This window comes from Arthrobacter sp. SIMBA_036, assembly GCF_046535135.1.
Classification (GTDB): Bacteria; Actinomycetota; Actinomycetes; order Actinomycetales; family Micrococcaceae; genus Arthrobacter.
Genome location: NZ_JAWRXG010000129.1, coordinates 1 through 278 on the forward strand (window position 1 = coordinate 1; position 278 = coordinate 278).

The following is a 278-nucleotide window of genomic DNA, read 5'->3' on the forward strand; positions in this document are numbered from 1 at the left end:
GTTGTTATCACTTGCATTTCCGCCTCGGATTTATTCCTTTTTTGGGAATAAGGAAAATAATTGGGGTCCTTTTTTCCTGTTTAGGCTTTTATATCATGTATAACGACGAAACATGCTTTTTTAGTGTGTTTGATCTTTTATCCACAGTTGTTGCTGATAGTGATGTGCCAACTGCCGTTGTGATTAGTGTAAGTAAGCAACCTTGCCTTTTACAGCTTCTACTTCAGAACCTTCGTTCAGTTGTTGAGGTTCCAATATCTCTTATTCGGTTTCACTCC

General features: G+C 38.1%; 1 protein-coding gene. It reads left to right on the plus strand.

Features of this window, described 5'->3' with window-relative positions; translation table 11 throughout:
- Positions 1–95 precede the first annotated feature (95 nt).
- Positions 96–278, plus strand: a 183-nt coding sequence (locus SB659_RS19375) for a hypothetical protein (protein ID WP_410551574.1), incomplete at its 3' end; no start/stop codon positions are given.